Raw genomic sequence first — 24,841 nt, 5'->3', positions numbered from 1 at the left:
GAAATTTTTGTATACAGAAAAATGCCGGGGCCCGCAGGCCCCGGTTGGCTTCAGCCTGCTTGCACGGGCGCCTTGCTGGCGCCTTTGCGCAGGCCTGTAACGCCCCAGGCCAGGCCCAGCACGGCAGCGATCACCGAGCCTGACAGCACGCCGAGTTTGGCTGCGCCCAGCGAGGCTGGGTCGCTGTAGGCCAGGTTGGCAATGAAGATCGACATGGTGAAGCCGATACCGGCCAGCAGGCCGATCAAGGTGATGCCGCGCCAGTTGACCTGGGCCGGCAGGCTGCACCAGCCCAGGCGCACCATCAGCCAGCTGACACTGATGATGCCCAGCGGCTTGCCGGCCACCAGGGCCACGGCCACGGCGGTCATCACCCAATGGGGCCCTTCGGCCGACAGGTCGATGCCCGACAGGCCGACACCGGCGTTGGCCAGGGCAAACAGCGGCATGATCGCGTAGGCCACCCAAGGGTGCAGGGCGCCTCCTACACGGGTTACCGGTGGTACCAGCTCACGCTGGGCCAGGCGCAGGCGTTTGAGTGGAGCGCTGAGGTCGCCAGTGTCCTGCTCGGGGGCCTTGGCCCGGCCCAGCAGGTCGTTGGTGAAGCGCGAGACCGCATCCAGCGGGCGCTCGCCCAGTGGCATGGCGGCTACCGGGGTCATCAGGCCGAGTATCACGCCGGCCAGGGTCGGGTGGGCACCGGTCATCAGCATGCCGACCCAGGTGATGGTGCCAGGGATGACATAGGCCCAGGCCGAGCCGACGCCGATCTTTTGCAGGCCGATCACCAGCAGCAAGCCGATGGCGGCTACGCCGAAGCCGCTGTAGTCGAGGCCGCCTGAGTAGAAGATGGCGATGATCAGCACAGCGATGATGTCATCGATGATCGCCAGGGCCAGCAGGAATACGCGAATGTTGGACGGGATCGACTTGCCCAGCAGGGCCAGCACGCCGACCGCAAAGGCGATGTCGGTAGCGGTCGGCACGGCCCAGCCTTGCTGCTCGGCTGGCGCATGGCCAAAGGCCAGGTAGATCAGCGCAGGTACCGCTACGCCGCCAACTGCGGCGGCCATGGGCAAGGTAGCCTGGCGCAGGCTGGCCAGGGCGCCTTCGTGGATTTCGCGGCGGATCTCCATGCCCACCACCAGGAAGAAGATGGTCATCAGGCCATCGTTGATCCAGAAGTGCAGGGACTGCGAGAAGCTCAGCGAGCCGATGCCGAAGCTGATCGGCGTGTGCCAGAGGGCATCGTAGCTGGCGGCGGCCGGGGAGTTGGCCCAGATCAGGGCGGCAACGGCCGTGATCAGCAGGACGATGCCGCTGACCGCTTCGATGTGCAGGAAGCGCTCGAAATTGGCGAAGGCGCGTTGGGCCAGCTGCTGGGCACGCGTCAATTTGGTTTTTTGCATAGGCACAAGAACTCCTGCAGGCGGCCCGACCTACACTGTTCTTTAACCTGCGTCACTGCATCTTGCAGCTAGCACCCGGGCGCAATTCTACCGGGCATATGCGCCCAGGCCAAGCGCAGAGCATTGAACCGCGCAATGTCGCTATGCCACTCTCGGGCTGCCGTGCTGGCAGCGCACGACACTCGCCCGGCATGATCGTTCTGGCTGATTACACTGTTGAAAGTCGCCACACAGGGAGTGCTTTGGATGGTCAGCGTGCTGATGGGTCTTGCTGCCGGCGCAGCGGGCCGCCTGTGGGCGAGCCTGGGGTCATGGGATCGGCCTGCCGAATGGAGCGGGCACCCATGAGCAAACCCGGACGCACAATCTCCCTGCAATGGCTGGTGGCCCTGGCCATCGTGCTGGGCATGCTGCTGCTCGGTGTCGGCCTGGCCTGGCAGGGCTATCGCGGCATCAGCCAGGCCCTGGTGGCCGCCGCTGGCGATGCTGCCCAGCAAGTCGGCAAGACCATCGATGAACGCGCCCGGCGCCTGGTCGACCCTGCCCAGAGCAGCATTCGCCTGCTGGCCTTCAACCCGGCCGCCAGCAACCTGCCGCAGCGCTTGGAGCGCTTGCCACAGCTGGTCGAAAGCCTGAATGCCAACAAGATGCTCAGCGCCGCCTACGTTGGTTACCCCAACGGCGAGTTTCTGCTGGTGCGCCGCTTGCGCGACCCGCAGTTGCTGGCCCGCTTTGCCGCGCCGGCGGGCAGCCGCTTCCTGGTGCAGAGTGTCAGCCAGGGCGCGGGCGGCGCGATGCTCGGCGAGTGGCGCTTCTATGACCGCGCTCTGACCCTGCTCAAGGCCCAGGCCATGCCTGACTACCATTACGACCCACGCTTACGCCCCTGGTTCGTCGACGCCAGCGCACAATCCGGTACCGTGCTGACTCACCCCTATGTCTTCTTCACCACCCGCGAAATCGGCATGACCATGGCCCAGCGCAGCGTGGACGGCGCGGCGGTGCTCGGCATGGATGTCTCGGTCGACGACCTGGCCAGCGAAACCCGCGACCTGCGCATGACCCCCGGCACCGAAATTGCCGTGGTCGACAGCCGCGGCAATGTGGTGGCTTACCCGGACCTGCAGCGGGTCATCGTCCATGAGGGCGAGAGCGTGCGGCTGTCGCGGATCGCCGAACTGGGCGTACCCAGCTTGCAGCAGGTTTACACCAACTTGCCCCAAGGCGCACGGCCACAGCTCTATCAGGTAGAGGGCGCAAAGTGGTTTGGCATGCGCGTGCAACTGACGACCCTGGCCGGGCAGGACCTGCAAGTGCTGATCGCGGTGCCAGCGCAGGAACTGCTGGCGGGGGCACGCAAGGTGCTATTCGAGCAACTGCTGTGGACGGTCGCGCTGATGGCCGTGCTGCTGTTGCTCGGCGGCTTGCTCGGCCGGCGTATCGGGCGCCCGTTGCACCAGTTGGCCGACCAGGTGCGTGCCTTGGCCGGCTTCGATTTCAGCCGCGAAGTGGGGGTGGGCTCGCGGGTGACCGAAGTGCGAGAGTTGAGCCAGGTGCTCAGGCGCATGTCCGGCACCATCGGCAGTTTGCAGGCGATCACGCTGACGCTCAGTCGCGAGACCCAGCTGGAACGCATGCTCGATGGCGTGCTGACGCACCTGGTGGAAGCGGCCGGGGTCGGTGCCGGGGCGATATACCTGTTCGATGACCAGCACGCCCACCTGCGCCTGGCCGCTTCCTGCCGGGGTACGGGTTACCCCGAGGAACTGACGCTAGGGGAGGCCGATCACCGTGACCTGGCGGGAACGGTCACACAGGCCCTGACGCTGGGCGGGCGCAGCCTTGCGGTGGTGCTCAATGACCGGGGTCATGAGCTGCTCGGCATTCTCGTCCTTGAATTGAAGAGCGAGAATGCTGAAGTACGGGAGCCGTTCCGCCGCTTCGTCGAAGAGCTGTCCGGCGCCGCTGCGGTGGCCATCGAGACGCGCCAGCTGGTCGAAGCCCAGCAGCGCTTGCTGGACGGGATGATCAAGCTGCTGGCCGACGCCATCGATGCCAAGAGCCCCTATACCGGTGGCCACTGCGAGCGTGTGCCGCAATTGGCGCAGATGCTGCTGGACAAGGCCATGCAGGCCGACAGCGGCCCCTTTGCCGACTTCAGCATGACCGAGGCCGAGCGCTACGAGTTCCGTATTGCCGCCTGGCTGCATGATTGCGGCAAGGTCACCAGCCCTGAGTACGTGGTGGACAAGGCGACCAAGCTGGAGACCCTGTACAACCGTATCCATGAGGTGCGCATGCGCTTCGAGGTGCTCTGGCGCGATGCCGAGCTTGCGTACTGGCAAGGCCTGGCCGCTGGCGAAGCCGAGCCGGTGCTGCAGCGCACGCTGGAGCAGTGCCGCGCCGAACTGCAGGAAGAGTTCGCGTTCGTCGCCAGGGCCAATATCGGTGGCGAGTTCATGCAGGATGAGGATGTCGAGCGCCTGCAGCGCATCGGCCAGCGCCGCTGGCAACGGCATTTCGACAACCGCCTGGGCATATCCCGCGATGAAGAACAGCGCTTTGCCGGTGCGGCGCCTGCACCCTTGCCGGTCGAAGAGCCGCTGCTGGCGGACCGCCCCGAGCACCTGCAGCCCTGGGGGGCGCGCAAGCCGCCGGTGGTCAAGGGCGACCCGCGCAACGTCTGGGGCTTCGACATGCGCCTGCCGGCCAACGCCAGCAACCAGGGCGAGCTGTACAACCTGGCGATCCGCCGTGGCACGCTGAACGATGAAGAGCGCTTCAAGATCAACGAACATATCGTGCAGACCATCATCATGCTGACTGCGCTGCCGTTTCCGCGCCAGTTGCGGCGTGTACCGGACATCGCCGGCAACCATCACGAAAGAATGGATGGCGGCGGCTACCCGCGCCGGTTGGGCCAGGGCGATCTCGGCGTCGCCGAGCGGGTGATGGCCATTGCCGATATCTTCGAGGCGCTGACGGCCGCCGACCGGCCGTACAAGCCGGCGAAAACATTGTCCGAGTCGGTGAAGATCCTGGTGTTCATGGCCCGCGACAACCACATCGATGGGCAGCTGTTGCGGCTGTTCCTCGGCAGCGGGGTGTACCTGGAGTATGCCGGGCGGTTCCTGCGCAGCGAGCAGATCGATGAGGTGGATGTGGCGTATTGGCTAGGGCAGTTCTAGTGCACCCGTGGCTACCACGCCAGGATCGCGATCAGCTCGATCGCACACAGTGCGGTAACGCACGCTGCCAGCAACAGGTTGACGGTGATGCCCGAGGCGATGGTCTCGGCACGCAGGCCCGTCACATGGCGCCGGTAACGCCGCCGCAAACGCAGCCAGGCGGCACCGGCGGCCAGCAGGCAGAGCACCGCCGGTGCCACGGCCAACCAGCGATGGTGCGGCACCCACCGCAGGAAGAAGCAACTGCACACGACCATCGCCATGATGGTGCGCCGCCACGCCAGCAGCGTACGCTCCGGCTGCAACCCCTCATCGGCGTGGGCGAGCTGCGGGTCAGGCATGGAAGAACACCGCGTAGGCAAAGAACGCCATCACCAGCGAAACCCCGATCGACAACGCCGGGGCGATCAGCGGGAACGGCAGCGGCCGCTTCTGGCGCATCGCCCGCTCCACATTGAGCCAACGGGCGAAGGCCGGCAGGCTCAGCAGCAGGGCCAGGCTGATCAATGCAACCGCCAGCAGGCGGCGGGTGCCGGGGCTGAAGATTTCGGCCGTGAACATGTCCACGGCGATGCCGCTTGCCAGCAGCGCCAGCGCGGTCCTGATCCAGGCGAGGAAGGTGCGCTCGTTGGCCAGGGTGAAGCGCGGGTCCGGTTCCTGGCCGTCGGCGAGGAGCTTGCTGGCCAGCCAGCCGCGTGAGGGCTCGGTGTTCTTGTTCAAGGGCAGTCGTCCTCCTCGGGTAAGGTCGGTGGGCGCTCAGTTTGAGTGGCAAACCCTGCCAATGTCCATGGTTCGCCAGCCGCTGGCGCTATTCGTACTCCGTTACGCCGCTGATATGCCGCCCGGCGACATAGCCAAAGGTCAGCGCCGGCCCGAGGTTGATGCCGCCCGACGGGTACCAGCCGCCGAACACGCTGGCCATGTCGGTGCCGGCCGCGTACAGGCCGCTGATTGGCTGGCCGTCATCGTTCAGCACGCGGGCGTGGCCGTCGGTGCGCAGGCCGGCGAAGGTGCCGAAGCAGCCGGGTTGCACCTTCACCGCATAGAACGGCCCCTGCTCGATGGGCGCCACGCAGGGGTTTGGGCCCTTGTGCAGCGGGTCGCCCTGTTTGCGGTTGAAGGGTGTCGAGCCACGGCCGAAGGCCGGGTCCTGGCCTTGGCGCGCATGCAGGTTGAAGGTTGCGACCGTAGCGCTCAACCCGGCGGGGTCGATGCCGCAAGCCTGGGCCAGCTGTTCAAGGGTCGTGCCGCGCTTGAGGTAGCCGCTGCGCAGGTGTGGCCCCACTGGCAGCGGCGCGGGGCGTACGTAGCCGAGGCCGAAGCGGCGAAGGAAGCGGTGGTCGCAGATCAGCCACGAACAGACTTCTTCGCCTGGCGGCACGGCAGCGACCATCGCAGACACATAGTCGTAATAGCCGTGCGCCTCGTTGACGAAGCGCTTGCCGTTGGCCAGCACGCCGATGATGCCTGGCTTGCCACGTTCGATGATGTGCGGGAAGTGGCCGATACTTCCGTCACGGTGTGGCACTTTCGATACCGGCGCCCAGGCCACCGGTGACTTCAGGTCAGTGGCCACCACGCCACCGGCCGATTCGCCCAGGCGCAGGCCGTCGCCGGAGCAGGACTGCGGGGGCAGGGCGAGGTTGTCGTGGCCGCTGGTATCACGCGGGAACAGCTGCCGGCGCCGTGCGGGGTCATTGGGGAAGCCGCCGGCTGCCAGCACCACGGCCTTGGCACGTATCGCCCGTTCGCCTTGCGGGGTTGCAAGGCTCGCCCCCAGCACTTTGCCGTCTTCCATCAGCAGGCCCTTTGCTGCTGTCGACTCGATCATCCGCACGCCCAGGTCGTCAGCCGACTTCGCCAGCCGGGCCACCAGTGCCACGCCGTTGACCAGGTGCATCGCCCGGCCGTGGCGGGCCAGATGATAGAGGTGGCGTGCGAAGCGTTTGCACACGTGCAGCAAGGCGCGCGGCGAGCGGGTCATGTTGAGGAAGGCGGCCAGGTCCGCGCCGGCCATGATCGGCATGCCCATGAACGAGGTTTCGCGCAGGGTCTTGCGCAGGCGCGGCAGCAGCGCGCCAAGCTGGCTGGCGTCGTATGGCGCGGCAATCACCTGGTGGCCGCCGAGGGCAGCGCCGGGCGTGTCGCCATGCATGTCGGGGATGCCGTTGCCGTCGGCGAACTGCAGTGCCGTGTGCTGCTCGAAAAAGGCAACCATGTGCGGGCAGGCTTCGAGAAACGCATCGACGCGCTCGGCATCGTAATGCGTGCCCAGTTCGTTGCGCAGGTAGGTGCGCGGTTGCTCGATGTCCTCGATGATGCCAGCGCGCCGGGCCAGCGGATTGCGTGGCACCCAGGCCCAGCCACCGGACCAGGCGGTGGCGCCGCCGAGTACCGGGTCCTTCTCGACCAGGATGACCTTCTGCCCATGCCAGGCGGCCGTGACCGCCGCTGCCAGCCCGGCTGCGCCAGAGCCGATGACCAGTACGTCGCAGTCGCTTGGGAACGATTCGGCGGACATTGCGGTGTCTCCTGAGTTTTAATTGGAACTGAATTCCACAATATTCATTTCAAGTGGAAGGTACTGCAAGGCCAGGTGGCAACTTCTGGTCGATTACCGGACACTTGAATGCCTGAAGCTCGCGGTAGCTATCGACGGCATGGAATCATCTTCTAGAATTCGGCAAATTTTCAGGGATATACGTCATGGCTGGTAGTCAGATCGAACGCGCCTTCAGGCTTGTTGAAAGCCTTACCGGCGAACCCCACGGCTTGCCGCTGCAAACCCTGGCCGAGCGCCTGGACATTCCCAAGAGCGCTGCCCATCGCATGCTCACCGAGCTGGTACGCCTGGGCTATGTCCGGCAGAACCGCGACAACAGCCGTTATCAGCTGTCCGCCAAGCTGGTGGCGATGGGCTTTCGCTACCTGGCCAGTAGCGGCGCCGACATCATTCAGCCCATTCTTGACCGCCTGGCCCAGGACAGCGGCGAGCTGGTGCGACTTGGGGTGATCGAAGGCAACCGCCAGACCTGGATTGCCAAGTCCCAGGGTGCCCGTTCCGGGTTACGTTACGACCCGGACATGGGCCGTGACGCGCCGTTGTTCTACACCGCCTCCGGGCACGCCTGGCTGGCCAGCCTGAGCGATGAAGAAGCGCTGCAGATGGTATTGCGCCAGGGGATTGCCGACCCGGCCGAGTTCGGCCCCAATGCGCCGCGCTCGACCGATGAGCTGCTTGCCTACCTGCACCGTGCCCGTGAGCGCGGCTATGCCTGGGTCGAGCAGACCTCGGCCATCGGTACATCTGCCCTGGCTGCCGTGGTCCGCCGCCCGCAGAGCGACGAGGTGATCGGCGTGCTCAGCGTTGCCGGCCCCAGTGCCCGCCTTGCGCAAGCCCGCCTGGCCGAGCTGGCGCCGCTGCTGCTGGCGGCGGCCGAAGAGCTGTCGGCAGCCAGTCGGGCGAGCGAATTGTTCGCCTGATGTGCATTTCTGGTCGGTAATCGCACGGTCTGTTGAGAGGGGCGTTCTGAAAAGCTGAACTTGGTTCTACATTGTGCAGTGCCGATTATGGAACTTGGTTTCACAATCTGCACCACAATAAGGACAAGAGGACAGTGCGTTGAACTCACCCCTACGAATCGCCCTGATCGGTGCCGGTATCATGGGCCGCCAGCATTACCAACATCTGCGCAGGCTCGCGCAAGCCCAGCTGTGCGCCGTGGCAGACCCGGGCCCACAGGCCGAGGCTTTCGCTGCCGAGTGCGGGGTTGCCTGCTTCGCCGATCACCGGCAGATGCTCGAACAGGCGCGGCCCGATGCGGTGATCATCGCCAACCCCAACAACCTGCACGTGGCCTGCGCCCTGGATTGCGTCGAGGCTGGTGTGCCGGTGCTGGTGGAAAAGCCGGTGGGCGTGCACCTCGATGAGGTTCGTGCGCTGGTCGAGGCTTCGCGCCGCCGGGGCGTGCCGGTGCTGGTCGGCCATCACCGGCGGCACAACCCGCTGATCGCCAAGGCCCACCAGATAATTGGCGAAGGCAAGCTGGGCCGGCTGATCAATGTCACCGCCCTGTGGCAGCTGCAAAAGCCCGACAGCTACTTCGAAACACCCTGGCGCCGCGAGCCGGGGGCCGGCTTTCTGCTCACCAACCTGATCCACGACCTCGACCTGCTGCGCCACCTGTGTGGCGAGGTGGTGCAGGTGCAGGCCTTCACCCGCAACGACGTGCGCGGCTTCGCCAACGAAGACAGCGCGGCAGTGCTGCTGCAGTTCGCCAACGGCGCGCTGGGCAGCCTGACCGGTTCAGACGCAGTGGCCGCGCCATGGAGCTGGGAACTGGACTCCGGTGAAAGCCCGATCTACCCCCGGCAGGACGGCCAGCCCTGCTACCTGCTGGCCGGCACCCACGGGGCACTGAGCATTCCGCAGCTCAAGCGCTGGCATTACGCCGAGGCCGGCTCAGGCTGGCACACGCCGTTGTTGCAGAGCGAGGAAGCCATCCCCGCAGGCGAGGCGCTGACCTTGCAGTTGCAACACTTCATCCGCGTAGTCCAAGGCACAGAAGCGCCGTTGATCGATGCCGCCGACGCTGGCCGCACCCTGGCCCTCGTCGAAGCAATCCGCCAGGCAGCCGAAACCGGCCGGGCCTGTGCGCCAGAGCTGATCGCCTGATCTTTCGTCCTTAGGTAAATGACATGACCGACCGTATCTTTTCCCTTGCTGCCTTGACGGTGCTCGAACTTTCCCCGCCAGAAATGGTGGAAGCCGCCGCCCGTGCCGGTTACAGCCATGTAGGCCTGCGCCTGGTGCCAGCCACCGAGCAGGAGCAGCACTTCCCGTTGGTGGCTGACGCCGACCTGCGCCGGCAGACCCAGGCGCGCCTGCGCGACACGGGCATCAAGGTGCTGGACCTGGAAATCCTCCGGCTCAAGCCCGACACCTGCGTAGCCGATTTCGAGGCGATATTGGCAGTGGGGGCCGAGCTGGGTGGTACCGAATTGCTGGTGGCTGGCAACGACCCGGATGAAGCGCGCCTTACTGCACGTTTTGCCGAGCTGTGCGACCTGGCAGCCGGCTATGGCATCCACCCGCACCTGGAGTTCATGCCCTGGACCGACGTGCGCGACCTGCGCCAGGCCATGCGCGTGGTGGCCAACGCCGACCGCGCCAATGGTTGCGTGCTGGTCGACGCCTTCCACTTCAACCGCTCACGCTCTGCGTTGGACGACCTGGTCCAATTGCCAGCGCAGTGCATGCGCTATGCCCAACTGTGCGACGTCGCCGGCCCGGTGCCTGCCGACATGGACGAGATCCTGCGCCAGGCGCGCAACGAACGGCGCTTCCCAGGGGAGGGCGATGCCGACCTGGTGGGGCTGTTACGTGGTTTGCCGCCGACCGTGCCGCTAAGCCTGGAGATCCCCACCCGGCAGTTGATGGAGCAGGGCATCAGTGGTGAGCAGCGTGCGCGCATGGCACTGGAGAAGGCCAAGGCCGTACTCGCCAGAGTCTGAGCTCATGGCACGATGTACGTGATCGACGGCGAGCCGGCTCTCACAGGCTCATCACCAGCTTCCAGGCATGCGCTGTACCTGTGGGAGCGGGCAAGCCCGCTTGTGTCTTGGCGAGGGGATAGAATCTGAAGTGAGAGCGGTGAATGGCAAGCTGATAGCCCGAGGTGCCTTGAGCACGTGTGGGAGCAAAAGCTGCCATTCACCGTTCCACTTTGGCGAGAGCCCGAACAGTTGGATGAGGGCCGTAATCTCGAATCACAAGCGTGGGCCAAGCCAAAGCGCTCTCACTCCTTGAGTTTAAGAGGGTTTGGCCATGTCTTCCTCTGTCGGCATCGATGTTTCCAGTGCCACACTTGCCGTTCACATCCGCCCTGAGGGTGTGAACTTCAGTGTTTCCAATGACTTGAAAGGATTTCAACTGCTCGTCGAAAAGCTTGGCGGGTATGCAGTTTCAATGGTTTTGCTCGAAGCTACCGGTGGTTACGAGTGCAATGTCCTCAAAGCGCTGCAGGATGCCGACTTTCCGGTTTGCCGGATCAATCCCAGTCGTGCCCGGGACTTTGCCAAGTCGATGGGTAAACGCGCCAAGACCGATGCTGTATTTGCACAGGGCAGAGGTGTGGCATGGCCTAAAGCGGGAACCTTCAACGAACAGCAGTCGATTCCAGTAACCACAGCTGAGCAATGGGCCCGGGCGAACCTTGGCGGAAAGTGAGCCCGACTACAGATAGCTGACTTGCCGAGAAACGCCTCGGCTCGACAGTGATGCCTTCGTACGTCTCATCGTGTGCGTGCCGTACATCGCTGGATCAAGGCCAATAGCTTCTATCCACACGTTGACGATTCGGGCGTATTGGCGCTTGGAAAGAGGCGCTGAGGCGTGTAGCCGGCTTGGAAAAAGACAATCCTCGCTGTGCAGTTGGGCTTGATGTATCCAGGCCTGTAGGGCCAGCCGCGTTTGCTCTGTAATCTCAAACTGCACGGGGCCGCTGGGTTTTCTGCTGCATCACTGTCGCTCGCGATGGCACGTGCTCCCCCTGTAAGGGAGGACAAGGATGGTCAGCTCGACCCCAGAGGCACTAACCGCCCCATAGCGGACACTTGATCCGGTGTAGATCCAGTCCATTCTCATTTGAGCGGCCTAGCCAGGCGCGCTGAACAAAAGGTCGCCCGAGGGCGACCTTTTGTTCATCAGCAGGTGACCAGGTTAATCCTTGGTAACTGCATCCTTTACTTCACCGACTACCTGCTGCGCTTCGCCCTTTTTCTCCTGCAGTTTACCTTTCAACTCCAGTTCCGTGTTCCCGGTGGCCTTGCCTACGGCTTGCTTGACCTTGCCGACAGCTTCGTTAGCCATGCCTTTTACTTTGTCCGAAGTGCTGCTCATGGTTTTCTCCTTAAACAATCTTCAGTGAAACGTGGGTTGGATGAGACATGCCTGCATCGATTGAATTGCGTGTCACGCAGCGGTGACAGGGATCTTGCGTGAAGACAACGCGAAGCGGCCTACTGCAAAGCTCAAGGCGGCTCCGATCAGCAGCGTTACCAAGGTGCCCCAGGCCGCTTTCGAAACATTGCTGGCGGCGACCTGAGCCGCTTCGCGTGCCTGCTGTTCTGCCTGTTCCTTCAGAGCCTTCACCTGCTCGGCGGCTTGTTGATAAGCACGGGCGTAGTTATCGACCACTTGCTCGGCCTCCTGCTGGCTCTTGCCGGTACGCGCAGCAACGATGTTGACCAAGGCTTCCTTGTCTGCAGCGCTCAGGGCAGGCTCACCCGCCTTGCGTACCCGCTCGAACCACTGCTTGAGCTGGTCGATGGCCAGGGTCGGGTTTTCGGCCGCGACCTGGCCTGCAGACTCACCTTGAGCCTGAACCTGATCGGCCTTGTGCTCCAAGGTCGAGGGATTCAGCTCAGCCTTGCCGGACTGCTCCAGCGTTTTGCTCAACTGCGCTTCCAGGCTGTCCCAGTCGAGCGAGATACCCTGCTTGTTCAGTTGCTCCTTGATGCCTTGGCCTACACCTGGCGCGGCTGCAGCGACGCCGTCGGCGGCGAGCGAGAGGCCTTTGCCGGCAACGTTGCCAGCGGTGCCAACCACGCTGCCGGCTAACGAGGCCAGCAGCCAGGTAGCCATCAGCGTGGTCACTGTCCAACTCAACAGACCATGCAGGCCTCCCCGGGTAGGTGCGGTACGGCCAGCCACCCAGGCACCGGCAGCCACCGAGAGCAGCGTGCTGATGAACAACCACACCCCCGCGCCCGTACCAAAGCCGCGCAAGGGGTTGCCTTCAGCCATCGGGTCCACGGCGCCGGCGCCGATGGCCGTTCCCAGCACACTGAGTATCAGGTAGCTGGCCAAGGCGATGGCGCCGCCTGCGAACACGGCGCTCCAGGATACCCGCAGCGTGCTGACAGCATTGGCTGGGGCGGTCACATACGATTCAGTCATCTATGCATCCTCGTGAGTTGAGACTGGCAGCACCAGCAACTGATACCGCTGGTGCAACGTCAGGGCCAGTTTGCAGGTCCCATGCAAGGCTGTATTGGCGCATCTGCACCTGATCGATTAGTGCATCCGCACCACCCTTGGCCTGCCTGCAGCCATTAAGCTCCAGGTATGACTTACCTGCGCAATGGAGAACCGCCATGAGCGACGCCGTGCTCGCCCGAGAGACCAACCGCCGCCAACTTCAGCAGATCATCGCCGGATTGTCCGATGGTGTGATCCTGCTGGAAGTCGACCAATCGATCATCTGGGCGAACGAAGCGGCCCTGCGCATGCATGACGTCGACAGCCTTGAGCTGCTGGGTAGCAACGCTGAGGCTTATCGCGAGCGCTTCGCCCTGCGCTACCGCAACAACCACCCGCTTGAAGCCGAGCAGTACCCTATTGCTCGTGTGGCTGCTGGGGAAGTGTTCAGCGACGTGGTGGTTGAGGTTACGCCCGTTGGCGATGAGGAGGCGCGCAGCCGGGTACACCGGGTGCGCAGCATGGTGCTGGCGGACAGCAAGGGCGATGCTGAATCGCTGGTGCTGATCATCGCCGATGCCACTGAATGGGCCAGCGCCGAACAGCGCTTCGAAAAAACCTTCAACGCCAACCCGGCCCCTGCAGTCATCTGCCGGCTTAGCGATCTACGCTTTATCAAAGTCAATCAAGGTTTTCTGGAGATGACCGGCCATGTCCGGGAGAACGTCATCGGCAGGACTGTCTATGAGGTGGATGTGCTGGAAAACGCCGAGCGCAAGGAGCTGGCGATCGAGCGGCTCATAGAGGGTGCGACCATCCCGCAGATGCAGGCCGAATTGCGCTTGCCGGATGGCGGCACGAAGCTGGTCATCGTGGCCGGGCAACCTCTGGACATGCATGAGGAAGATTGCATGTTGTTCTCTTTCACCGACCTTGAGCCCAGGCGCAAGGCGGAAAATGCCCTGCGTCAGAGCGAGGAACGCTTTGCCAAGGCGTTTCGCCTGAGCCCGGTGCCTACCCTGTTGTGCAGCGCCGACAGGCAGCAGCTTATTGATGCCAACGAAGCCTTTCTCGACACGCTGGGTTACACCGCTCAGGAGCTGATCGGCAAAACGGTGGCTGAAATAGAGTTCATGGACGATCGGCGCGTCATGTCGCAGGTATTCGACGTGCTGGAAAAGACAGGCCGTATCGAAGCGCTAGACCTGAAACTGCGCAAAAAAAACGATGAACGACTCGACTGTGTCCTGCAGGCCGACAGCGTTAGCCTGCAAGACTCGCCCTGCTACCTGCTCGTACTGATGGATATCACCGAGCGCAAGCGTTCAGAACTGGAGTTGGTCGAGGCGATCGAGACGGTCATGCAGGATGCGTCGTGGTTCAGCCAAACCCTGATAGAGAAATTGGCCAACGCGAAACGAAGGAATACCGGTCGTTTGCCGGATGCATCGTTTACCGACCTTACGCGCCGAGAGCGTGACGTGTTGGCGCTCATTTGCGAAGGCCTTGCCGACAAAGAAATCGCTGCGCGGTTGAACCTGGCGCTCAACACCGTACGCAACCATGTGTCCACCGTTTATTCCAAACTCGACGTCCATAGTCGTAGTGAGGCGATAGTCTGGGCTCGGGAACGAAGGTTGTTTGCAGGGTAACCATCGTGGTCTGGCGCCCAACAGCCGCAGGAGCTTGGCTTAACCTCGTGGAGGAACTCAACCTCTAGTCCGCGTTCATCCACTCCAAGGTGGCAGGAAACCTCGCTACGAAGCGCGTGCCGGACGCAGACGTAGAGGTGACTGATAGCGTCCCGTTGTGACCGGTCACAATTTGAGAGGCGATATACAAACCAAGCCCCAGGCCCTCTCCGCGACCACCACCAGCCGACCTCTTGAACGGCTGGAACAGTAGCGGTAACAAAATGTCGGGAATTTCTGGGCCATGGTTCATCACTGACAGGACTATATGCTTTTCTTGCATGCTTGCGATGACCTCTATCGGCTGATCACGCGCACCGTGAGCCACTGCATTGCCCAACAGATTTGAGAGCAACTGCCCCATTCTCCCGGCATCACAAAAAACCCCAGGTGAAATCATCACCTGATGATGGATGTTGACGGTGGGATGACTCGTCATGATTTCATTGATGACGGCAATAAAGACGTCACCCAGGTTGTCCACCAACGTCCGCTTGACCGGAATACCTCCCCCCAACTTTCCTCGGGAGAAATCCAGGACATCTTCAATCAAGTTATTCATCCGCTGCGAGCTTTGTCGTATAGCAGTGGCCAGCTTCTGCTCGCGACCGGCGGGAAGCTTAGCCTCCAACAGATCGGCGCTCATTCTGATAGCGCTCAGTGGCGAGCGGAGGTCATGTCCCAGTACGGCAATGAATTGCTCGCGAAAGATGCCCGTCTCAGCTGCATCGGCCAGTTCGATGGCTTTGGTCTCTAGCTCCGCCACAACGTCTAGTTGAACGGCTATTAACTGCGCAAAAAGCGTTAGGGTTTTGCACACCGCATCTTCATCAAAATGGGCCGGAACCTCATCGATAGCACAGAGCGTCCCGAAGAAATCTCCGTTTGTCCGGGTGATCGGAATGGAGACGTAGCTTTCCAGGCCGTAGGTCTGAGGGGTGTGGTGGGTGGAGTACACCGGATGCTCACTGGCATATTTGAATAGAACGGGTTGGCGATGCTGACGAATTTCATGGCAAATCGTCGTTTCCAGCACTAACTCGCCGCCAGGTAGAAGCCCAAAATCAATGGAGTCGTCGACGGCGCAAGCCACCCATTTCGTCTCGGTCACACGCGCAATCGCCGCGAAGCGCATGCCGGTAATATGCTTCACCATATTGAGAATAAGCGGCACAGCCTCGATCTTGGCGATCGTACTGATGTCGAGTGAAAAGTCAGACGGATAAGGCATCAATGTCGCCGATTGGATGACTGGCAAATTGGAATTAAAGCGTAAGCGCCCGGTTTTAACAATGAATCTGGACGCTAGGCAGGTGAACGCCAGCGTTGACCCTTTCGTTCGCCATCGACCCACCACAGCTTCGGGTCGGTAGCGGTCAGTGGTGACAGGCTGCTTTGGACCCATAGCGGACATCTGAAGGCCGCCACTGACCACAGAGCGTTGGGACGGTGGTATCCGCCAGGGTCGAAATCGCTTCGCTCATGAAACGATGCTGCCACACACAATGACTGCCAGATCCCAACCACTCGCCAGCCCCAGCATGTCTGGGCCTTACGCCAGCCAATAACGTTATGGCCCACATCTGAATCTTGTATTTCATCTGCACGCGCACAGCTGATTAGCATCGTCGATGTCTTCCTGTCGACGAGAACAACAACGTGAACCTTGGAACGATCATTACCCGAAGTGCCCGCTATTGGCCGGACCACATCGCCGTGGCGGACAGCCAGAGGCGCGTCACATACGCCCAGCTGGAATGCCGCAGCAACCGCTTGGCCTCAGCGCTGGGTACGCTGGGCGTGGGTATCGGCGAGCATGTGGCGATTCTCGCCGCCAACCGCGTGGAGCTGGTCGAAGCGGAAGTGGCGCTGTACAAGGCGGCGATGGTCAAGGTGCCGATCAATGCGCGGCTGTCAGTGGATGAAGTGGTGCGGGTGCTGGAAGACTCCTGCAGCGTTGCACTGATCACCGATGCCCGTTTTGCCCAGGCGCTGGCAGCGCGGCGTACGGAGTTGCCGCTGCTACGCCAGCTGATCGTACTGGAAGGCGAGGGCGGTGATCTGGGCTATGCCGCGTTGCTCGAGCGCGGCAGTGAGGCACCGCTAGGCCTGGACCCGGCCGACGATGCGCTGGCCGTGCTGCATTACACCTCCGGCAGCTCCGGTGTGCTCAAGGCTGCGATGCTGTCGTTCGGCAACCGCAAGGCGCTGGTGCGCAAGAGCATTGCCAGCCCCACACGGCGCTCCGCGCCAGGCGACGTCATGGCCCATGTGGGGCCCATCACCCATGCCAGCGGTATGCAGATCATGCCGCTGCTGGCGGTAGGCGCCTGCAACCTGCTGCTCGACCGTTATGACGACCGCCTGTTGCTGGAGACCATCCAGCGCGAACGGGTGACGCGGCTGTTCCTGGTGCCGGCGATGATCAACCGCCTGGTCAATTACCCCGGCGTCGAACGCTTCGACCTGTCGAGCCTGAAGCTGGTCATGTACGGCGCCGCGCCCATGGCACCTGCCCTGGTGAAAAAGGCCATCGAACTGTTCGGTCCGATTCTCGCGCAAGGTTACGGCGCCGGTGAAACCTGTTCGCTGGTCACTGTACTGACCGAGCAGGACCACCTGGTGGAAGACGGCGATTATCGGCGCCTGGCCTCCTGCGGGCGGTGCTACTTCGAGACCGACCTGCGAGTGGTCAACGAGGCGTTCGAGGATGTGGCCCCGGGTGAAGTCGGCGAGATCGTGGTCAAGGGCCCCGACGTGATGCAGGGCTACTGGCGGGCCCCGGCGCTCACCGCCGAAGTGATGCGCGACGGCTATTACCTTACCGGCGACCTGGCGACGGTCGACGCCCAGGGGTACGTGTTCATCGTCGATCGCAAGAAGGAAATGATCATCTCCGGCGGTTTCAACGTGTACCCCAGCGAAGTGGAGCAGGTGATCTACGGCTTTCCCGAGGTGTTCGAGGTGGCGGTGGTCGGCGTGCCCGACGCGCAGTGGGGTGAAGCGGTGCGCGCGGTGGTCGTGCTCAAGCCCGGGGCGCAACTGGAGGCCGCCGAACTGATCGAGCGTTGCGGCCGGGCGCTGGCCGGTTTCAAGAAGCCGCGCGGCGTCGACTTTGTCAGCGAACTGCCGAAAAACCCCAATGGCAAGGTGGTGCGCCGCCTGGTCCGGGACAACTACTGGCAACACAGCGAACGTCGTATCTGACCAGGGAGCATCACCATGTATCAACCCAGTGAAAAGGCTGCGCAGATTATCGAAGCGATCGAGGGTTTCGTCCGCGATCAGGTACGCCCGCTGGAACAGCAGGCACAGCTGGACTGGGCGCGCCCGCACCCCCAGCCGGTGCTGCGGCAGGTGTGGAAGCTTTCCAGCGAGCAGGGCCTGTACACCGTCATGCTGCCCGAAAGCATGGGCGGGGCCGGCCTGAACGTGGCCGACCTGTGCGCGGTGAAGGAGGCCACGGTGCTGACAGGCTCCATGCTTGCCTCACACGTATTGGGCGAGCTGTCGGGGCCACCGCGGGTCGGCCACCTGTTCAAGGTGGCCAGCCCCTACCAGGTCGAGACCTTTCTCAAGCCAGTGTGCCGCGCTGAAAAGGCTGTGTGCTTTGCCTTGACCGAAGCCGAGGCCGGCTCCGATGCCACCGCCATTACCACCCAGGCCCGCCGCGACGGCGACCACTATGTGCTCAGCGGCAGCAAGCGTTACATCTCTGGCGCCACCTACGCCGACCTGGCAGTGCTGCTGGCGGTGACCGGGCCGGGGAAGGGCGCCCAGGGCATTTCGGCGTTCTTCGTCGACCTCAACGGCCCGGGTGTGCGAATCGACAGCGATTACTCGGTGATGTCCGGTGGCGGTGCCCACGGCGACATCGTGCTTGACCAGGTGCGCGTGCCCGCGGCCAACCTGATCGGTGAAGAGGGGCAGGGGTTCAAACTGGCCATGGGGCGCATCACCCTCAACCGCCTGCTGCATTGCCCGACCCTGCTGGGCATGGCCGGCCTGGCGCTGAACCTGTCGATCGAGCATGCACGCAGCCGCAAGCAGTTCGGCCAGCCGATCGCCATGTTCCAGGCGGTCAACCACATGATCGCCGACATGGCCACCGAGCTGCACGCTGCGCGCAGCATGGTCTACGCCACGGCCCAGGTGAACGACGCAGGGGGCGATATCCGCACCCAGGCGCCGATGTGCAAGCTGTTCGTCTCCGAGGCTGCCTTCCGCATCGCCGACAAAGCGGTGCAGGTGCACGGCGGCGCGGGGTTGCTGCAGGGCCACCCGGTGGAGTGGATTTTCCGCGCCACGCGGATGATGCGTATCCTTACCGGCACCAGCGAGATCCAGCGCAACACCATCGCCAAAGGCGTGCTGATGCCTGCCTGAACGACGGGCCGCCCTTGCGGCGGCCTTTTGCAACACCCCACAACAATAACAAGAGTACTCGCCATGACTGCGGATTCTTCCCTGCCCAACCCCCGTACCGCCTGGCTGGTGGCCGCGTTGCTGGCCCTGCTGATGCTGGTCAACTTTCTCGACAAGGTGGTGATCGGCCTGGTGGCGGTGCCGATGAGCGCCGAACTGGGCCTGACGGCCACCGAGTTCGGCCTGATCGGCGGCGCCTTGCACTGGTTCTTCGCGATCTCCGCCGTGGTTGGTGGCTTTATGGCCAACCGGCGACCCACCCGCACCTTGCTGTTGGGCATGGGCCTGTTCTGGGCGCTGATCCAGCTGCCGATGCTGTTTGCCACCTCACTGTGGACCATCGTCGCCTGCCGGGTGCTGCTGGGCATCGGTGAGGGGCCGGCATCACCGGTCGCCACCCATGCACTGTACAAATGGTTCCCCAACGACCGGCGCAATCTGCCGGTGGCCCTGCTGCATGCGGGCAGTGCCATGGGCCTGCTGGTGGCGGGCGCAATGATTCCCTGGGTCAGCCTGCATTACGGCTGGCGCACCAATTTCATCATCCTTGCGCTGATCGGCCTGGTCTGGTGCCTGTTGTGGTGGCGGCTGGGCCAGGAGGGCACCCTGGAGCGCCTGCGTGCCAGCCAGCTCAAGGCCGATGAACCGGCGATTCCCTATCGCAGGCTGCTGGGCGACCCCAGCGTGATGGGCAACTATGTATGCCACTTCGCCGCCAACTGGTCGCTGGCCCTCACCCTGACCTGGGTGCCCAGTTACCTGCAGGTGGGCCTGGGTATCGACCCGCTGCAGACCGGGCGCATCTTCATCATGTTCGTGGTCGTGACCACGCCGCTGAGCTTGCTGCTGGCCTGGTTCTCCCAGCGCCTGATGGGGCGCCGCGTGCCGTCACGGGTGGCACGCGGCGTGTTCGTTTCGGTGTGCCTGATACTGGGCGGGTTGTTGTCGGCGTCGCTGATGCTACCTGGCTTGAGCACGGCTGCAAGGGTCGCGGCGCTGACCCTCAGTGGTGGCCTGGCGTTGGTCATGTACTCCGTGGGCCCGGCAATGCTCGCCGAGTTCACCCCGGCGGCTCAGCGCGGCGGCATCCTTGCCATGGGCAACGGCATCGCCTCGTTGGCCGGGCTGGCAGCGCCGGTGGTGACCGGCTTGCTGGTCCACGGTGCGGGTAGCGAGCACCCGGCAGGGTATGCCCAGGGCTTCCTGGTATGCGGCGCGGTACTGGTGGTGGCCGGGTTGGTGGGCCTGGCCACCATGAACCCGCAGCGCACCCAGCAGCGCCTGCGCGAGTCTGCTGCCGCTGGCAGGCAGGCGCGCGCTCAGACCGCCAGCTGAACGCCGAGCACCGACTCCAGCGGATCGGCCTCCTTGCCGATCAGTTCGCCCCGCCAGCGGCCGCTGTTGACCAGGTCGATCAGCACGCTGCGCACCAGGTCGCGTAGGCAACCGGCAGCGAACGACAGGGGTTTGTGCTGGGAGTGCGCCAAGGCGATGGTGCGGCTGATGGGGGGGGCGACGATGCGCCGTGCCGCCGTGGGTTCGAGCAGTACGCTCAGCGGCGGCCAGTTGCTGATGGTCGCCGCCAGGCCGGCGCGCACCAGGCTGGCGATACCGGGTGCCGATTGCTGCTCGTAGGTAGCGACCAGGGGTACGGCGGCTTCCATGGCGGCTTGCTCGATGCGTCGGCGCAGGTGCAGCGCCCTGGGCGGCAGCACCAGCCGTGTGGCGGCGGCTTCGGCGAGGGTTATGGTGTCGGGGGTGCCAGGGGCTGATGCGCCGACCCAGTACAGCGCCTCGGTGAAGATGGGTTCGGCCTCCACATGGTCGAGTTCTTCGGCATTGGGCACCACACCGAAGTCCACCTTGCCCAGCTCGATAGCCTGGCCGCCTTCACGGCTGAGGCCGTCCCATACGGTCAGACTCACGCCGGGGAAGCGCTGTTCGGCGCGCCTGACGATTTCTGGCAGCAGCAGGTCGGCGGCCGTGGCCGGGATGGAAATGGCCACGTGGCCCTTGGGGTCGCCGCGGCTGGATTTCAGCTCATCCTTCACCGAGTCGAGTTTCTGCACCACCTGACGGGCCACTTCGTAGAGCTGGCGCCCGGCATCGGTCAGGGCAATGCCATCGTGCTGGCGGTCGAGCAGCTGCATCTCCAGCTCACTTTCCAGCAGGCTGATCTGCCGGCTCAACGCCGGCTGGGCAATGTAGGCGCGACGTGAAGCCGAAGAGAAGCTGCCGGCTTCGACGATGGCGATCAGATAGCGGAGCTGTTTCAGGGTCATCGGAGCGGTTCCAAGGGTATGCCGAACTGATATGGCACGTATCCGTACACGTTATTTGTGGGGTTCGAAGCGCGGCTCCTAGTATCACCCCGAAAGGGCGTGCCAAGGCAAGCCCGGCCTGGACACCAAAACAACAAGAGGCCAAGCCCGATGAAACCATTCGCCCTGATGCGCAGCTTACTGTTTGTCAACGCCAGCCTGCTGAGCCTGTACGTGGGGGCCACGCCGCTGCCTGCAGACCTGACGCCGGTGGGTGCTGAACGCGGCCCCAGCAGCGATGGCCGCATACCGGCCTGGAACGGCGGCCTGCAGGCGGGGCAAGTGTCGTTGGCGGTCAACGGTACGCCGCTGGACCCGTACGCCGATGAGCAGCCGCTGTATGTGATCACCGCCCGCAACTACACCCAGTACCGGGAGCAGCTGACGGCGGGACAGGTGGCCTTGATGCAGCGTTACCCGCAGTCGTTCCGGCTGCCGGTGTATCCCTCGCACCGCAGTGTCGCGGTGCCGCCACCCGTGGCCGAGTGGGCCCGGTACAATGCGGCCAGTGCCCGGTTGGTCAATGACGGCAACGGTGTGGAAGGCTTTGCCGGCGTAGTGGCATTCCCCAGGCCCGAGAATGGCCTGCAGGTGCTGTGGAACCACCTCACCCGGCCGCGCAACGGCAGTTACAGCCTGGCCTCGGACAGCATCACCCCGCGTGGCGATGGGCGCTTCGCGACGATGAGCCTGCAACAAAACTTCGTCCGCCCCGACGTACTGGAAGGCGGCCAAGCGGGCAACGTGCTGTATTACCTGAGTTACCGCATGACCGCGCCGTCGCGCCTGGCGGGCGATGCCGTGGTGCTGCACGAAACCCTCGATCAGGTGGCCCAGCCGCGCCTCTCGTGGCTGTACAGCAGCAGCCAGCGGCGGGTGCGGCGCGCGCCGGCGCTGGCCTACGACAGCATCACCCCGGGCACGGCCGGCCTGCGCACCGCCGACAGCCGCGACATGTTCAACGGCGCCCCGGACCTCTACCAGTGGACCCTGGTGGGCAAGAAGGTCCTGCACGTGCCGTACAACAGCTATCGCCTGGCTTCGCCCCTGCTCGGTTATGCTGCGCTGATCGGGCCGGGGCACGTCAACCCGCAACCCACCCGCTACGAGCTGCATCGGGTGTGGGAGGTGGTGGGCACCCTCAAGCCTGGGGCGAAGCATCTGTACGCCAGCCGCCGCTATTACCTGGACGAGGACAGTTGGGCCATCCTCGAGGCGGACTTCTTTGACCATAAAGGCCAAGTGTGGCGCACCGCCCAGGCCCACAGCTACTACCACGTGACCGGGCAGGCGCTGGTCAACGCCATGGAGGCGATCTACGACCTGCGCAGTGGCCGCTACCAGCTGTCTGGCCTGACCAACGAGCAGCCAAGGCCGTACGCCTTCGACGTGCGCACCAGTGCTTCCTACTTCTCCCCCGGCGCATTGCGCAGCCAAGGGCTGCGTTGACACAGGGCTCTGATAAATGCCGATCACCGTCATACCCCTTGGCAGCGCTGGTTGCTGGGGCAGGGCAAGGCGCCCGACCCGCGTTTTACCCTGGCCAATGAGCGTACCTTCCTTGGCAGCGTGCCTCGCCTGGCGTAGCGCAATGTGGATGTTGGCCGGCATGGCGGCGCTGCTGGCGCTGCCGGGCCGGGCCCGTGAGCGCGGGGTGTACCGCCGAGGGCTGGGCATGCTGCATCGCGAGCAGGGCCACGCAGCCGCCTGGGGCGTGCTGCTCTGTGCCCTGGTGGTGGCGGGCCTGGTGCTGAGCGTGTGGTTGCGCCGCTCGCTTTAGGGCGGCGCTGTGGGTGATTCAGGGGGTGACGATATTGAAGCGGCCGTCCGGCTCGTCCAGCCCTGCCATGAAGCGCATGAACTTCACACGCTCGCCACTGATGTCGATATCACCCACTGTCGCTTCCTTGAGAAAGCCGGTCTGCTTCAGGGCGATGCGGTCCAGAGTAGCCTTGCTCATTTTCACTTCGACATCCGCCTGCCCGTGGCGGGTGTGGTCGCGGTGGGTGAGCACGCCGTTGCGCAGGGTCAGGGCGTAGTCTTCGTTCAAGTCGGTGAAGTGCCAGTTGATGGTCAGGTCCTGCTCGGCGGCCTTGGCAGCATCCACGCGTACGCCCAGGTAATCGAAGAACAGCGTCGGGGTCAGGGCGCGTACCAGGTCGTCCGCGCTGCCGCCTTTGCTGGCGGCCGGCGCCACACCGTTGCGCAGCTCTTGCGCACCGGTCAGGTAGGCGTTGCGCCAGGTGGCGTTCTCGCTCTGGTAGCCCAGTTGCTCCAGGGCGTCGGCCTGCAGCTCGCGCGCTGCGCTGTTGTCGGGCTGGGCGAATACCAGGTGCCGGGTGAGCTCGGCAACCCAGCGGTAATCACCGCTGCCGTAGGCCTCACGGGCCAGGGTCAGCACCCGCTCGGCGCCGCCCAGGGCCTTGACGTAGTGCGCGCCGGCCTCGCTCGGTGGTAACGGGTTGAGCGTTGCCGGGTTGCCGTCGTAAAAGCCCATGTAGCGCTGATACACCGCCCGAACGTTATGGCTGAGCGAGCCGTAGTAGTCGCGGCTGTACCATTTACTGGCCAGCCGTGGCGGCAAGGTGGTCAGCGCGGCGGCGATCTCGGTGGGGCCAAGGCCGCGGTTGATCAGGCGCAGGGTCTGGCTGTCGATGAAGGCGTACATGTCGCGCTGATCAGCCAGGTAGTCGCGGATCGCCGCGCCGCCCCAGGTCGGCCAGTGATGCTGGGCAAAAACCACTTCTGCCTGCTCGCCATAGCGCAACAGCGACTGGTCGAGATAGTGCGCCCACACCTTGGCATCGCGCACCTGGGCACCGCGCAGGGTCAGCACATTGTGCTGCACGTGGGAGGCGTTCTCGGCCATGCACAGGGCCTTGAACTGTGGGAACCACAGGTTCATTTCCGCAGGCGCCTCGGTGCCAGGGGTGAGCTGGAACTCGATGTCGACACCGTCGATGCGCAGGGTCTCGAAGGGCTGTTCGATCAGCCGGGTCGGGGCAATCAGGCTAATCGTGGCATTGGCCGGCACACCCTTGCCCAGGCCGGCATCCACCTGGCCGCGTGGCCCGCGTGGCAGTGGCGCGCCGTACATGTACTGCGCCCGGCGCTTCATTGCTGGCCCGGCCAGCACGTTTTCGCTGATGGCATGTTCGAAGAAGCCCTGCGGGGCGATGACCTGCACGTTGCCGGCCTTGACGTCCGCCTCGTCGATCACCCCACGCACCCCTCCGAAATGGTCGACGTGCGGGTGGGTATAGATCACCGCCACCACCGGCCGCTGCGGGCGATGGCGAAAGTACATGGCCAACCCGGCCCTGGCGGTTTCCACCGACAGCAACGGGTCCATCACGATCAGGCCGCGCTCGCCTTCGATCAGTGTCATGTTGGCCAGGTCGAGGCCGCGCACCTGGTAGATGCCTTCGCTGACCTTGAACAACCCGGCAAGGGTGTTGAGCTGGGCGATGCGCCACAGGCTCGGGTTGACCGTGGCCGGTGCCTCGCCTTTCAGGAAGGCATAGCGCTGCAGGTTCCAGACGGTTTTGCCGTCGGCATTGACCACGGGCTGGTCGAGGGCTTCGAGCAGCCCGCGGCGGGCATTGTCGAAGTCGCTGCGGTCGTCGAAGGGCAGGCGCTGCAACCATTGCTGATTGCTCTGGCGGGTGAGGTCGCTGGCGTCCTTGGCCGGCCCGTCGGCCAGCACCGTGTGAGGCAGGGCCAATGCCAGCAGGCAGGGCAGTGTACGTAGGCGCATGGGGTGGTCCTTGTTGTTCTGAGACGAACACTCTAAGGACACAGCTCGCAGGCGAACCAATACCACTCT

Annotated in this window: 20 protein-coding genes and 1 pseudogene; 11 read left to right on the top strand and 10 right to left on the bottom strand. The window is 64.0% G+C overall.

The window, feature by feature from the left end:
- Window positions 1–50: 50 nt before the first annotated feature.
- On the bottom strand, window positions 51–1,409 hold the full coding sequence (gene nhaA, locus APH27_RS16630) for a Na+/H+ antiporter NhaA (RefSeq protein WP_060485394.1): 1,359 nt from the start codon (window positions 1,407–1,409) through the stop codon (window positions 51–53).
- Window positions 1,410–1,753: 344 nt separating this feature from the next.
- Between nhaA and APH27_RS16625 the strand changes: the two genes are divergently transcribed.
- Complete coding sequence (locus APH27_RS16625; protein ID WP_060485393.1) at window positions 1,754–4,597, top strand: HD domain-containing phosphohydrolase; 2,844 nt, start codon at window positions 1,754–1,756, stop codon at window positions 4,595–4,597.
- Between the two features lie 11 nt (window positions 4,598–4,608).
- Here the strand turns inward: APH27_RS16625 and APH27_RS16620 are convergent, their stop codons facing one another.
- The 3 genes from APH27_RS16620 to APH27_RS16610 form a co-directional block, all read right to left on the bottom strand.
- The gene (locus APH27_RS16620; protein WP_027919355.1) at window positions 4,609–4,938 is read right to left on the bottom strand and encodes a DUF202 domain-containing protein; all 330 of its coding nucleotides are present in this window, start codon (window positions 4,936–4,938) and stop codon (window positions 4,609–4,611) included.
- Window positions 4,931–5,317: a YidH family protein gene (locus APH27_RS16615; RefSeq protein ID WP_027919356.1), complete on the bottom strand. Its 387-nt coding sequence runs from the start codon at window positions 5,315–5,317 to the stop codon at window positions 4,931–4,933. Before APH27_RS16615 ends, APH27_RS16620 begins: the two co-directional genes overlap by 8 nt.
- An 88-nt stretch (window positions 5,318–5,405) precedes the next feature.
- Window positions 5,406–7,118 (bottom strand): FAD-dependent oxidoreductase, encoded by a 1,713-nt coding sequence (locus APH27_RS16610; protein ID WP_060485392.1) that lies wholly within the window; start codon window positions 7,116–7,118, stop codon window positions 5,406–5,408.
- Between the two features lie 185 nt (window positions 7,119–7,303).
- On the opposite strand from APH27_RS16610, the gene APH27_RS16605 reads away from it, so the two are divergent.
- From APH27_RS16605 to APH27_RS16590, 4 genes are all read left to right on the top strand, one after another.
- Entirely contained in the window at window positions 7,304–8,080 is a 777-nt protein-coding gene (locus APH27_RS16605) for an IclR family transcriptional regulator (protein WP_027919358.1), read from the top strand.
- Window positions 8,081–8,219: 139 nt separating this feature from the next.
- Window positions 8,220–9,272: a Gfo/Idh/MocA family protein gene (locus APH27_RS16600; protein WP_082435165.1), complete on the top strand. Its 1,053-nt coding sequence runs from the start codon at window positions 8,220–8,222 to the stop codon at window positions 9,270–9,272.
- Between the two features lie 23 nt (window positions 9,273–9,295).
- Window positions 9,296–10,111 carry a sugar phosphate isomerase/epimerase gene (locus APH27_RS16595; RefSeq protein WP_027919360.1) on the top strand — a complete coding sequence of 272 codons (816 nt, stop codon included), beginning with the start codon at window positions 9,296–9,298 and terminating at the stop codon, window positions 10,109–10,111.
- A 313-nt stretch (window positions 10,112–10,424) separates the two neighbouring features.
- Window positions 10,425–10,826, top strand: a complete 402-nt coding sequence (locus APH27_RS16590) for an IS110 family transposase (RefSeq protein ID WP_060485391.1) — start codon at window positions 10,425–10,427, stop codon at window positions 10,824–10,826.
- Window positions 10,827–10,862: 36 nt separating this feature from the next.
- Here APH27_RS16590 and APH27_RS26010 read toward each other — a convergent pair.
- The 3 genes and pseudogenes from APH27_RS26010 to APH27_RS16580 form a co-directional block, all read right to left on the bottom strand.
- A pseudogene (locus APH27_RS26010) lies at window positions 10,863–11,148 on the bottom strand (integrase); the annotation flags it as partial.
- A gap of 170 nt (window positions 11,149–11,318) precedes the next feature.
- On the bottom strand, window positions 11,319–11,498 hold the full coding sequence (locus tag APH27_RS16585) for a CsbD family protein (RefSeq protein WP_027919235.1): 180 nt from the start codon (window positions 11,496–11,498) through the stop codon (window positions 11,319–11,321).
- Window positions 11,499–11,570: 72 nt separating this feature from the next.
- Entirely contained in the window at window positions 11,571–12,557 is a 987-nt protein-coding gene (locus APH27_RS16580) for a hypothetical protein (protein ID WP_060485390.1), read from the bottom strand.
- A 197-nt stretch (window positions 12,558–12,754) separates the two neighbouring features.
- Here APH27_RS16580 and APH27_RS16575 point away from each other — a divergent pair, with 197 nt between their 5' ends.
- A complete protein-coding gene (locus APH27_RS16575; RefSeq protein WP_060485389.1) occupies window positions 12,755–14,230 on the top strand; it encodes a PAS domain S-box protein in 1,476 nt (491 codons plus the stop codon).
- 64 nt (window positions 14,231–14,294) lie between these two features.
- On the opposite strand, the gene APH27_RS16570 is transcribed toward APH27_RS16575, so the two are convergent.
- On the bottom strand, window positions 14,295–15,500 hold the full coding sequence (locus APH27_RS16570; RefSeq protein ID WP_060485388.1) for a GAF domain-containing sensor histidine kinase: 1,206 nt from the start codon (window positions 15,498–15,500) through the stop codon (window positions 14,295–14,297).
- A gap of 428 nt (window positions 15,501–15,928) precedes the next feature.
- On the opposite strand from APH27_RS16570, the gene APH27_RS16565 reads away from it, so the two are divergent.
- The 3 genes from APH27_RS16565 to APH27_RS16555 all read left to right on the top strand — a co-directional run bounded on the left by APH27_RS16565 (window position 15,929) and on the right by APH27_RS16555 (window position 20,029).
- Window positions 15,929–17,476 carry an AMP-binding protein gene (locus APH27_RS16565; protein WP_060485387.1) on the top strand — a complete coding sequence of 516 codons (1,548 nt, stop codon included), beginning with the start codon at window positions 15,929–15,931 and terminating at the stop codon, window positions 17,474–17,476.
- Between the two features lie 15 nt (window positions 17,477–17,491).
- Window positions 17,492–18,655: an acyl-CoA dehydrogenase family protein gene (locus tag APH27_RS16560; RefSeq protein WP_060485386.1), complete on the top strand. Its 1,164-nt coding sequence runs from the start codon at window positions 17,492–17,494 to the stop codon at window positions 18,653–18,655.
- Between the two features lie 63 nt (window positions 18,656–18,718).
- Complete coding sequence (locus APH27_RS16555) at window positions 18,719–20,029, top strand: MFS transporter (protein ID WP_060485385.1); 1,311 nt, start codon at window positions 18,719–18,721, stop codon at window positions 20,027–20,029.
- Here APH27_RS16555 and APH27_RS16550 read toward each other — a convergent pair.
- Window positions 20,014–20,976, bottom strand: coding sequence for a LysR family transcriptional regulator (locus tag APH27_RS16550; protein WP_060485384.1), 963 nt, complete (start codon window positions 20,974–20,976; stop codon window positions 20,014–20,016). The genes APH27_RS16555 and APH27_RS16550 overlap by 16 nt on opposite strands.
- A 150-nt stretch (window positions 20,977–21,126) precedes the next feature.
- On the opposite strand from APH27_RS16550, the gene APH27_RS16545 reads away from it, so the two are divergent.
- Both APH27_RS16545 and APH27_RS27210 read left to right on the top strand, forming a co-directional pair.
- Window positions 21,127–22,464: a DUF1329 domain-containing protein gene (locus APH27_RS16545; protein WP_060485383.1), complete on the top strand. Its 1,338-nt coding sequence runs from the start codon at window positions 21,127–21,129 to the stop codon at window positions 22,462–22,464.
- A 142-nt stretch (window positions 22,465–22,606) separates the two neighbouring features.
- On the top strand, window positions 22,607–22,795 hold the full coding sequence (locus tag APH27_RS27210; RefSeq protein ID WP_082435163.1) for a hypothetical protein: 189 nt from the start codon (window positions 22,607–22,609) through the stop codon (window positions 22,793–22,795).
- An 18-nt stretch (window positions 22,796–22,813) separates the two neighbouring features.
- On the opposite strand, the gene APH27_RS16535 is transcribed toward APH27_RS27210, so the two are convergent.
- On the bottom strand, window positions 22,814–24,772 hold the full coding sequence (locus APH27_RS16535; protein ID WP_060485381.1) for an alkyl/aryl-sulfatase: 1,959 nt from the start codon (window positions 24,770–24,772) through the stop codon (window positions 22,814–22,816).
- Window positions 24,773–24,841: the final 69 nt, after the last annotated feature.

The sequence above is a fragment of the Pseudomonas sp. NBRC 111123 genome (assembly GCF_001320205.1).
GTDB classification, from domain to species: Bacteria; Pseudomonadota; Gammaproteobacteria; order Pseudomonadales; family Pseudomonadaceae; genus Aquipseudomonas; species Aquipseudomonas putida_J.
This window is presented reverse-complemented; position numbering and strand designations above follow the sequence as displayed.

Excerpts from the sequence above, each read along its gene's own strand:
- nhaA (WP_060485394.1), bottom strand. The coding sequence starts at position 1,409 with ATGCAAAAAACCAAATTGACGCGTGCCCAGCAGCTGGCCCAACGCGCC.
- APH27_RS16625 (WP_060485393.1), top strand. The coding sequence starts at position 1,754 with ATGAGCAAACCCGGACGCACAATCTCCCTGCAATGGCTGGTGGCCCTG.
- APH27_RS16620 (WP_027919355.1), bottom strand. The coding sequence starts at position 4,938 with ATGCCTGACCCGCAGCTCGCCCACGCCGATGAGGGGTTGCAGCCGGAG.
- APH27_RS16610 (WP_060485392.1), bottom strand. The coding sequence starts at position 7,118 with ATGTCCGCCGAATCGTTCCCAAGCGACTGCGACGTACTGGTCATCGGC.
- APH27_RS16605 (WP_027919358.1), top strand. The coding sequence starts at position 7,304 with ATGGCTGGTAGTCAGATCGAACGCGCCTTCAGGCTTGTTGAAAGCCTT.
- APH27_RS16595 (WP_027919360.1), top strand. The coding sequence starts at position 9,296 with ATGACCGACCGTATCTTTTCCCTTGCTGCCTTGACGGTGCTCGAACTT.
- APH27_RS16590 (WP_060485391.1), top strand. The coding sequence starts at position 10,425 with ATGTCTTCCTCTGTCGGCATCGATGTTTCCAGTGCCACACTTGCCGTT.
- APH27_RS16585 (WP_027919235.1), bottom strand. The coding sequence starts at position 11,498 with ATGAGCAGCACTTCGGACAAAGTAAAAGGCATGGCTAACGAAGCTGTC.
- APH27_RS16580 (WP_060485390.1), bottom strand. The coding sequence starts at position 12,557 with ATGACTGAATCGTATGTGACCGCCCCAGCCAATGCTGTCAGCACGCTG.
- APH27_RS16575 (WP_060485389.1), top strand. The coding sequence starts at position 12,755 with ATGAGCGACGCCGTGCTCGCCCGAGAGACCAACCGCCGCCAACTTCAG.
- APH27_RS16570 (WP_060485388.1), bottom strand. The coding sequence starts at position 15,500 with ATGCCTTATCCGTCTGACTTTTCACTCGACATCAGTACGATCGCCAAG.
- APH27_RS16560 (WP_060485386.1), top strand. The coding sequence starts at position 17,492 with ATGTATCAACCCAGTGAAAAGGCTGCGCAGATTATCGAAGCGATCGAG.
- APH27_RS16555 (WP_060485385.1), top strand. The coding sequence starts at position 18,719 with ATGACTGCGGATTCTTCCCTGCCCAACCCCCGTACCGCCTGGCTGGTG.
- APH27_RS16550 (WP_060485384.1), bottom strand. The coding sequence starts at position 20,976 with ATGACCCTGAAACAGCTCCGCTATCTGATCGCCATCGTCGAAGCCGGC.
- APH27_RS16545 (WP_060485383.1), top strand. The coding sequence starts at position 21,127 with ATGAAACCATTCGCCCTGATGCGCAGCTTACTGTTTGTCAACGCCAGC.
- APH27_RS27210 (WP_082435163.1), top strand. The coding sequence starts at position 22,607 with ATGTGGATGTTGGCCGGCATGGCGGCGCTGCTGGCGCTGCCGGGCCGG.
- APH27_RS16535 (WP_060485381.1), bottom strand. The coding sequence starts at position 24,772 with ATGCGCCTACGTACACTGCCCTGCCTGCTGGCATTGGCCCTGCCTCAC.